At 42.9% G+C, this 7,317-nt stretch carries 6 protein-coding genes and 1 rRNA gene; 5 read left to right on the top strand and 2 right to left on the bottom strand.

Annotation, left to right across the window (positions count from 1 at the left end):
• The first annotated feature begins 154 nt into the window (after positions 1-154).
• Positions 155-269 (top strand): 5S ribosomal RNA (rrf, locus tag BET10_RS15870).
• 306 nt (positions 270-575) lie between these two features.
• Here the strand turns inward: rrf and BET10_RS15865 are convergent.
• Positions 576-1,253: a substrate-binding periplasmic protein gene (locus BET10_RS15865; RefSeq protein WP_096348960.1), complete on the bottom strand. Its 678-nt coding sequence runs from the start codon at positions 1,251-1,253 to the stop codon at positions 576-578.
• 186 nt (positions 1,254-1,439) lie between these two features.
• Here BET10_RS15865 and BET10_RS15860 point away from each other — a divergent pair, with 186 nt between their 5' ends.
• From BET10_RS15860 to BET10_RS15845, 4 genes are all read left to right on the top strand, one after another.
• The gene (locus tag BET10_RS15860; protein WP_070986572.1) at positions 1,440-2,138 is read left to right on the top strand and encodes a DNA-3-methyladenine glycosylase I; all 699 of its coding nucleotides are present in this window, start codon (positions 1,440-1,442) and stop codon (positions 2,136-2,138) included.
• Positions 2,135-3,583 carry a protein adenylyltransferase SelO gene (locus BET10_RS15855; RefSeq protein ID WP_070986571.1) on the top strand — a complete coding sequence of 483 codons (1,449 nt, stop codon included), beginning with the start codon at positions 2,135-2,137 and terminating at the stop codon, positions 3,581-3,583. The genes BET10_RS15860 and BET10_RS15855 overlap by 4 nt, the downstream gene beginning before the upstream one ends.
• Before the next feature lie 16 nt (positions 3,584-3,599).
• Complete coding sequence (locus BET10_RS15850; protein ID WP_070986570.1) at positions 3,600-5,378, top strand: ABC transporter ATP-binding protein; 1,779 nt, start codon at positions 3,600-3,602, stop codon at positions 5,376-5,378.
• 115 nt (positions 5,379-5,493) lie between these two features.
• Positions 5,494-6,540: an OmpA family protein gene (locus BET10_RS15845; RefSeq protein ID WP_070986569.1), complete on the top strand. Its 1,047-nt coding sequence runs from the start codon at positions 5,494-5,496 to the stop codon at positions 6,538-6,540.
• Between the two features lie 66 nt (positions 6,541-6,606).
• On the opposite strand, the gene BET10_RS15840 is transcribed toward BET10_RS15845, so the two are convergent.
• Positions 6,607-7,287, bottom strand: coding sequence for a 4'-phosphopantetheinyl transferase family protein (locus BET10_RS15840; RefSeq protein WP_070986568.1), 681 nt, complete (start codon positions 7,285-7,287; stop codon positions 6,607-6,609).
• Positions 7,288-7,317 lie beyond the last annotated feature (30 nt).

The following is a 7,317-nucleotide window of genomic DNA, read 5'->3' as shown; positions in this document are numbered from 1 at the left end:
AACCAGTACTAATTACCCGTGAGGCTTAACCATACAACGCCAAAGTGGTTTTACGAGCTAGAAGTTAGTGTTACTAAAGTAGCGTTTTACGAATTATCAGAATTTTTCCAGATTTAGTAAATTGGTTAGAACAACCGATTTACGCTCCAGTTTTCCTGGTGACTATAGCGTTTTGGAACCACCTGACCCCATGCCGAACTCAGAAGTGAAACGAAACAGCGTCGATGATAGTGTGGCAGCTGCCATGTGAAAGTAGAACATCGCCAGGTCCTAATTAAGTAAAAAGCCCATCCATTGTGATGGGCTTTTTGCGTTTTTGGGTCTGTAGGTCGTGATAAGCGTAGCGCCATCCGACGTTTAAGAGAGTCCCTCGGCATTCTATAACCCTCAGCGTTCCATAAAACCGCTCACTTCACCTTGCGCAAAAGCTACGGACTTCGTCCGTAATTTTGCATCCCAGCTTGCGCAAAGGAAACGTCCTCACTGCGTTCGTTATCGTTAACCCTTTGCACCCTACTTGCGTAAAAGGAATGTAAGTTAAATATTTGCACTGTAACTCACTACGTTCGCTGTCGTTAGCCTTTTGCACTGAATTCAATACCCATTGATAAGTCAGTCTTTACACAATTGGTCACGTATTCATTGTAATAATTTTGCTCTTGCCAAAGCTGATTGATGCCATCATCAAATACGGATACCAAAAAGGAGTTGTGTTTATTGATCAACAAGTAGCCTTGCTTAATAAATGCAGGTTTTTCTTGGAAGGTGATCTGTTGTTGCTGCGCCTCAGTGAGGGATTGTGCGTAGGCAGCTTTAGTTTGCTCTGTAAGGATTGCAATGTCTGCTCTACCCCGTAATAAATATGCTAGATTTTTGCTGGTATAGGTGGCGTTAACAGTACTGATATCATAATTTTTTATGGCTTGAAGCAGTTCATCAGGGTATGTAAGGCCCTGATTTAATATCAGCCTATGGGGAGATAAGTCTTTATAGCTTTGATAAGTAAAGTCTAGATTTTTTAAATGATAGAAACGGCTTACTTCTTGTGTAATGGGGTGCCTTGTGTAGATATAGTCTTGCGCTCTTTTTTCGCTAAAATACCAGTATGCGCTGCCTGAAAACTCTTGTTTCATTCCTTCTTGGTACGCTCTCTCCCAAGGCATAAAAACAAATCGAACTTTGTAGCCTGATAGAGCAAAAGCATCACGAATTAATTTTGCAACGCAGCCTTGGTCTCTACGTGATTGATCCATATAAGGCGGCCATTGACCTGTGCTAATATGAAGCGTCTTTGATAAACTTTGTGCTGAGCTGATTGATGCGCTCAGTGTAATACATAAACACGCTATTAAACGAAACACTATCGTTCTCGAAGGTTGATTTGATTAACTAAATAATAGTCACTTTCTGATTTTAAGGAAATAAGGCGGTCATTTCCTATGGAGAAATTTAATAATATATTGGCACGGGCAAGTGAAAGGAAGGGTGGAGAAAACAAAGTGTTGTCACTACTGAGCGAGCCCAAAACATCAACTCAACTAACGATGCTCAGTGACTCTGAATGGTTAGAAGAGTTCACGCGAAAAGTATTTCAAAGTGGCTTTTATTGGAGCGTAATTGATGCTAAGTGGAGTGGCTTTAGAGAGGTTTTTTGGGATTTTGATGCAAATAAGTTGCTAATGATGTCTCCCGATATGCTGGAGCAAAGAGCCAATGACGAGCGTATCGTGCGCAACTACAAAAAGGTAATGACCATCCCCGTCAACTGTTTAATGATCCATGAAGTAGCGCAAACTCACGGCTCTTTTGCACAGTTTATAGCTCAATGGCCTTGCGATGATATTGTTGGTCTTTGGCTGTATTTAAAGCAACATGGTGCTAGGTTAGGGGGGAACACAGGCCCATTCGCTTTAAGAGCAATGGGAAAAGATACCTTTATTCTGTCACGAGATGTTGAAGCGTACCTAAGGTGTCATGAAATTATAGAAGGTGGCTTGCATAGCAAAAAATCACTGCTAGCCGCACAAGCATTTTTTAATACACTCGTTGCGCAAAGTGGCTGGACGCTACAGTCATTAAGCCAGCTAATCGCACTTAGTGTAGGAGATAATTACATATCAGCAGGTCAAAAAGAATGAGTTTTTATCCAAGGTATAGCGTCTTAGGGAATCAGTTTTGTGTTCTAGATACGCCCATGATGGCACGTGAGAGTCAGCCATGTGAGCCACAACTGCTACTATGGAATGAGGCGTTGGCGACCGAGCTAGGTATTCCTTTAAAGCGCTCATCGGCACATAGTTATTTAAGTGGTCAACTCCCGCTCCATGATGTAGAGCCTGTAGCATTGGCGTATTCTGGACATCAGTTCGGTCATTTCAATCCTACTTTAGGGGATGGCCGAGCTCACTTGATAGGTAGCTTTGATGATGCTCAAGGGTGCGCATACGATCTACAAATTAAAGGCTCTGGTGCAACGCCGTTCTCTAGAGGGGGTGATGGCTTATGTGCTTTAGGGCCTGCGGTGAGAGAGTTTGTGATGAGTCAGGCGCTGAAAGCGTTGAGGGTGCCAACAACTGAGTGTTTGTCAGTGGTATCCACAGGCCAACAAGTATATAGAGATGGTTCATTACCTGGCGCTGTTGTATGTCGAGTAGCGAGTAGCCATATCCGTGTCGGCTCATTTCAGTATTTGGCGTTACACGAGGATTTAGTGGGCCTCAGATCGCTTATGGAGTTGGCGATTAAGCGCTACTTTGTTGATATTACAGAGCAAGGTGATGAGCGTATCATTGCTTTCTTAAAAGCTGTCTGTAAAAAGCAGGTAGCCTTGATTGTAGATTGGCTGAGGGTCGGCTTTATTCACGGTGTGATGAATACAGACAACACTCTTGTTGGAGGAGAGACGATAGATTATGGGCCATGTGCCATGCTGGAGGCATTCGATTTTGGACAAGTTTACAGCTCTATAGATAAACATGGGCGCTATGCTTTTGGGCAGCAACCTAACATAGCCAGTTGGAACTGTGCACGTCTGGCGGAATCATTACTCGCTTTATTTAATATTGAACAGTCAAAAGCGATTACGATGCTTAGTGATGTCATAGCGGGGTTTTCGACAGACTTTAATCTTGCATATCAGAGTATGTGGGCACAAAAGCTTGGTTTACTTACTTGGCAAGATGCCGATGCTGAGTTGTTGTCGGAATTGCTCTCGATACTAAATAGTGAACAGCTAGATTATACCAATACGTTTGCGGCGCTGAGTAACTCATTGCTGAAATCTCCCTATAGTTGCTTTGTGATACCAGATGCTTTGCTATCTTGGCGCGAAAAGTGGGAAACGCGTATAACTGAATATGAGCGTACTCAAGTTGCAGAGTTGATGTGTTCAGTAAACCCCGCAATCATTCCTCGTAACACATTGGTAGAACAGGTAATTGGTGATTATTATCAGCAAAAAGAGAGTCGTTTGTTAAAGGATTGGTTACCACTACTACAACATCCTTATCGATATCAGGAATACGAACGCCGCTATTTGGCTGCGACAACGGACGCACATTATAAAACTTTTTGTGGCACGTAATTTAACTGGATTGAAAATGACCGAAATATTGACATGGCAAGGAATTAAGCAGCAAGTACTCACACATAAAAGGCCACTTATTATTGCACATATAATTGCATTCTTAGCGGCTTTAGTAAGTGTTCCTATTCCCTTAATGATGCCATTACTTGTTGACGAAGTATTGTTAGAAAAGCCAGGCCCAGCAATTAATTTTCTGAATAACATACTGCCCGTAGCGTGGCACACTAGTGCCGTGTATATCATAGTGATTTTGTTCAGTGTTGTATTGATGCGCTTGGGTGCACTTGTGTTGGGGGTGATCCAATCAAGACAATTTACTTTTATTGGCAAGGATATCAGTTTAAATATTCGCGAAAGGTTATTGCGTCACCTACCACGCGTGCAGCTTAAAGAATATGAAACGCAAGGTGCTGCTGCCATTAGCTCACGTTGCATTACCGATGTCGAAACACTCGACACTTTTATCAGCCAAACTCTGTCTCGGTTTCTCATTGGCTTGTTAACCATCATTGGTACCGCTGTCGTTTTACTTTGGATAGACCTGACTTTGGGCTTGGTCATTTTGCTCTTAAATCCTGCTGTGATTTACTTTTCTCGCCAGTTTGGCAAACGAGTGAAAGACCTTAAAAAAGATGAAAACGCGGCTTTTGAGGCATTTCAAGCTGCTTTAGTTGAAACGTTGGATGCAATATCACAGTTAAAAGCCATGCGAAGAGAAAGTGCTTACTTTGATTATGTTCGCAAAACAGCGGTTGATTTAAAGCACTATGCTGTGCAGTCACAGTGGAAAACTGACGCGGTAAATCGTTTAAGTTTCACTGTTTTTTTACTGGGCTTTGAAGTTTTCCGTGCTGTTGCAATGCTAATGGTTGTGTTTGCAGATCTTACTGTTGGGCAGATCTTTGCGGTGTTCGGCTATTTGTGGTTTATGATGGGGCCAGTACAGGAACTACTTGGAATACAGTATGCCTACTATGGAGCTTCGGCTGCAATACAGAGGTTAAATCAGGTGTTTGCTTTTCAAACGGAAGCACCTGCGCCAACTAAAGCAAGTAATGCATTTGAAAGGCAGAACATTGGTATTGTGTTTGAAGATGTTAGCTTTGCGTATCAGCCCGAGCTACCAGTGCTTCGGAATGTTTCGCTACAGATCCCTGCGGGTAAAAAAGTCGCAGTTGTGGCCGTATCAGGAGGGGGAAAGTCCACACTGGTACAATTGCTGTTAGGGCTTTATGAAAAACAGTCGGGTAGAATTGAAATTGCGGGTATTCCAGTTGAAGAGGTCGGATATCAAGCAATTAGAGAAAATATTGCCACAGTTTTGCAGCAACCTATTCTATTAAATAGTAGTATTCGCGATAATTTATCACTAGGTAAAGTTCATAGTGATGATCAACTTTGGCAGGCACTCAAAGTCGCTGAACTACATGAAACGGTTCGACACATTGATGAGCAGCTTGATGCACTTGTTGGCCGCAATGGGATTCGCCTTTCTGGTGGACAAAAGCAGCGGTTAGCCATCGCCAGAATGGTATTGGCTGATCCCAAAGTGGTTATTCTTGATGAAGCAACATCAGCATTAGATATTGAAACAGAAGCGAAAATACATAGAAACTTAAAAACTTTTTTGCAAAACAGAACAACGCTGATCATCGCCCATAGGCTCAGCGCGATACGGCAGGCTGATTTGATATATGTACTTGATGATGGTCACGTTTCTCAAGTCGGAGATCATAATAGCTTGCTTGGACAAGCAGGACTGTATCAAACACTATTCGGGCATCAGCATTAGTTGGTGTCAGTTAAATAAGATGTTGTTAAGTAAAAATTAATATATAGCCTAATATTATAGGGCTAAATTCATGAGCTATCTGTGCTCACTTGGTATTTAAGGACGGGACGAAATAATGAAATTTAAATCTATTAGCTTAGCAGTTGCGGCTCTTCTTGCAGCGTCGGCAGTAAATGCAAATGAGCAAAAAGAGGGGGTCTACCTCGGCGTATTTGGCGATTACTATAATTCTGAATGGAATAATATTCGTGATGCTGCAGGTGTTGATGTTGATGACTCCACTGGTTGGGGCGCGGAAATTGGTTACCGATTCAACAACAACTGGAGCGGCCGCGTAGAATATGCTGACATGGATTTTGACTTGTCTGGTGCAAGCACTGGCTCACTAGATGGTGAGCGTTTCGGTATTGATGCGCTTTATCACTTTGATGACAGCCCTTTTTATGGCTTAGTTGGTTTAAAATCAATTGATGCTTATAAAAGCCTGACGTTTGCAAACGTGGGTGCTGGTTATCGCCATTACTTCAACAATAACTTCTTTGTAAATGCGGAAGCTGCTGTTTACCAAGGTTTGGACCGTGGCTATACCGACATTGGTGCTAAATTAGGTATTAACTACTTCTTTGGTTCAAGCGAGCCTGTTAAGAAGGTAGAGCCTGCACCAGCCCCTGTTGCACCTCAGCCAGTTGCTGCCGATAGCGATAAAGATGGCGTTATGGATGCTGATGACAGTTGTGCTAACACGCCAACGTCAGATGCAGTTGACAGCAAGGGTTGTACAAAGTTTGAGGAACGTCAGGTTTCAGTAAACCTCTTAGTGCGCTTCCCACACGATACTGCGAAAGTAAAACAGCAATATTTTGATGACATTGCAGAAGTTGCAGCTTTCTTAAAAGAGCATGAGTCTGCGACAGTGGTACTGGAAGGTCACGCGTCTGCAATTGGTGACGCACAGTATAACCAAATGTTATCTGAGAAGCGTGCAAAGGCTGTAGCGAAGCAGCTAATGGACGACGGTATTACAGCAGATCGTATTTCTACGATTGGCTATGGTGAGGAACGCTTGAAAAATACCGCGAATACGTTGGAAGCTCATGCGCAAAACCGCAGAGTAGAGGCGACTATCACATCGACTGAACGTGTAAAAGTACAGCGTCAGTAATCGTTATTTGAAAGTGCAAAAGGCCCGCGGTATGCGGGCCTTTTGTTTTTCTGATGTGATATGAACTTACGCAAAAGCACACTCTGTAAATGCGAAAAGATCATTAGTTTGATAAAGCACATTCACCTGTGTACCTAGCGGAACTTTGTCAGACAGTTGCTCTGTTATCTCAAAGCACAACTGATGTTCATCAAAGCTCAGTAGTTTGGCTGCTTCAAAGCCAAAAAACCTTTTTACACTTGGGTAAAGCGCCTTAAAAATACTCTCTTTGGCAGAAAACACCACAGTTAATGGACATGAGAGATGTTGGCTGAGCGCGGTGAAGGCTTCATTTTCCAAAGGGTTTAGAATTTGTTCCTTCAATCTCTGTTCTTGCTCACTAGGCATAACGGTCTCAATGTCTATTCCCAAGCCGCTTAGGTCAGACGAATTTGTGACCATTGCCATAGCAATGCCTTGCGTATGGCTAATGCTACCCAAAGTGCCTTCTGGCCATACTGGCGCTCTATCTTCTGTGCTGTTTATCTCGACCCTGGTGATGGATAATTGCGCCAACGCTTGTGTTGCACATATTCGCCCAGCCAGATACTCAACTCGGCGTTTGGGGACCGCATTTTGCAACTTTTGAGGCATGGGAATGTTGTGAGTCAGAAAATCACTCTGTTGAAAAGATTCAGTGCTGAATGTGCAGCAGTGGTATGGATAATTTAACTGCGGTTTGAAAGGATTAGCTGTTTGATATTGCATATAAAATCTAGTTGTTCACGCGATCTCGTT

This window comes from Pseudoalteromonas amylolytica (assembly GCF_001854605.1).
In the GTDB taxonomy this organism is placed as follows: domain Bacteria; phylum Pseudomonadota; class Gammaproteobacteria; order Enterobacterales; family Alteromonadaceae; genus Pseudoalteromonas; species Pseudoalteromonas amylolytica.
The sequence above is the reverse complement of the archived record's forward strand: the minus strand, read 5'-3'. Positions and strand labels throughout refer to the sequence as shown.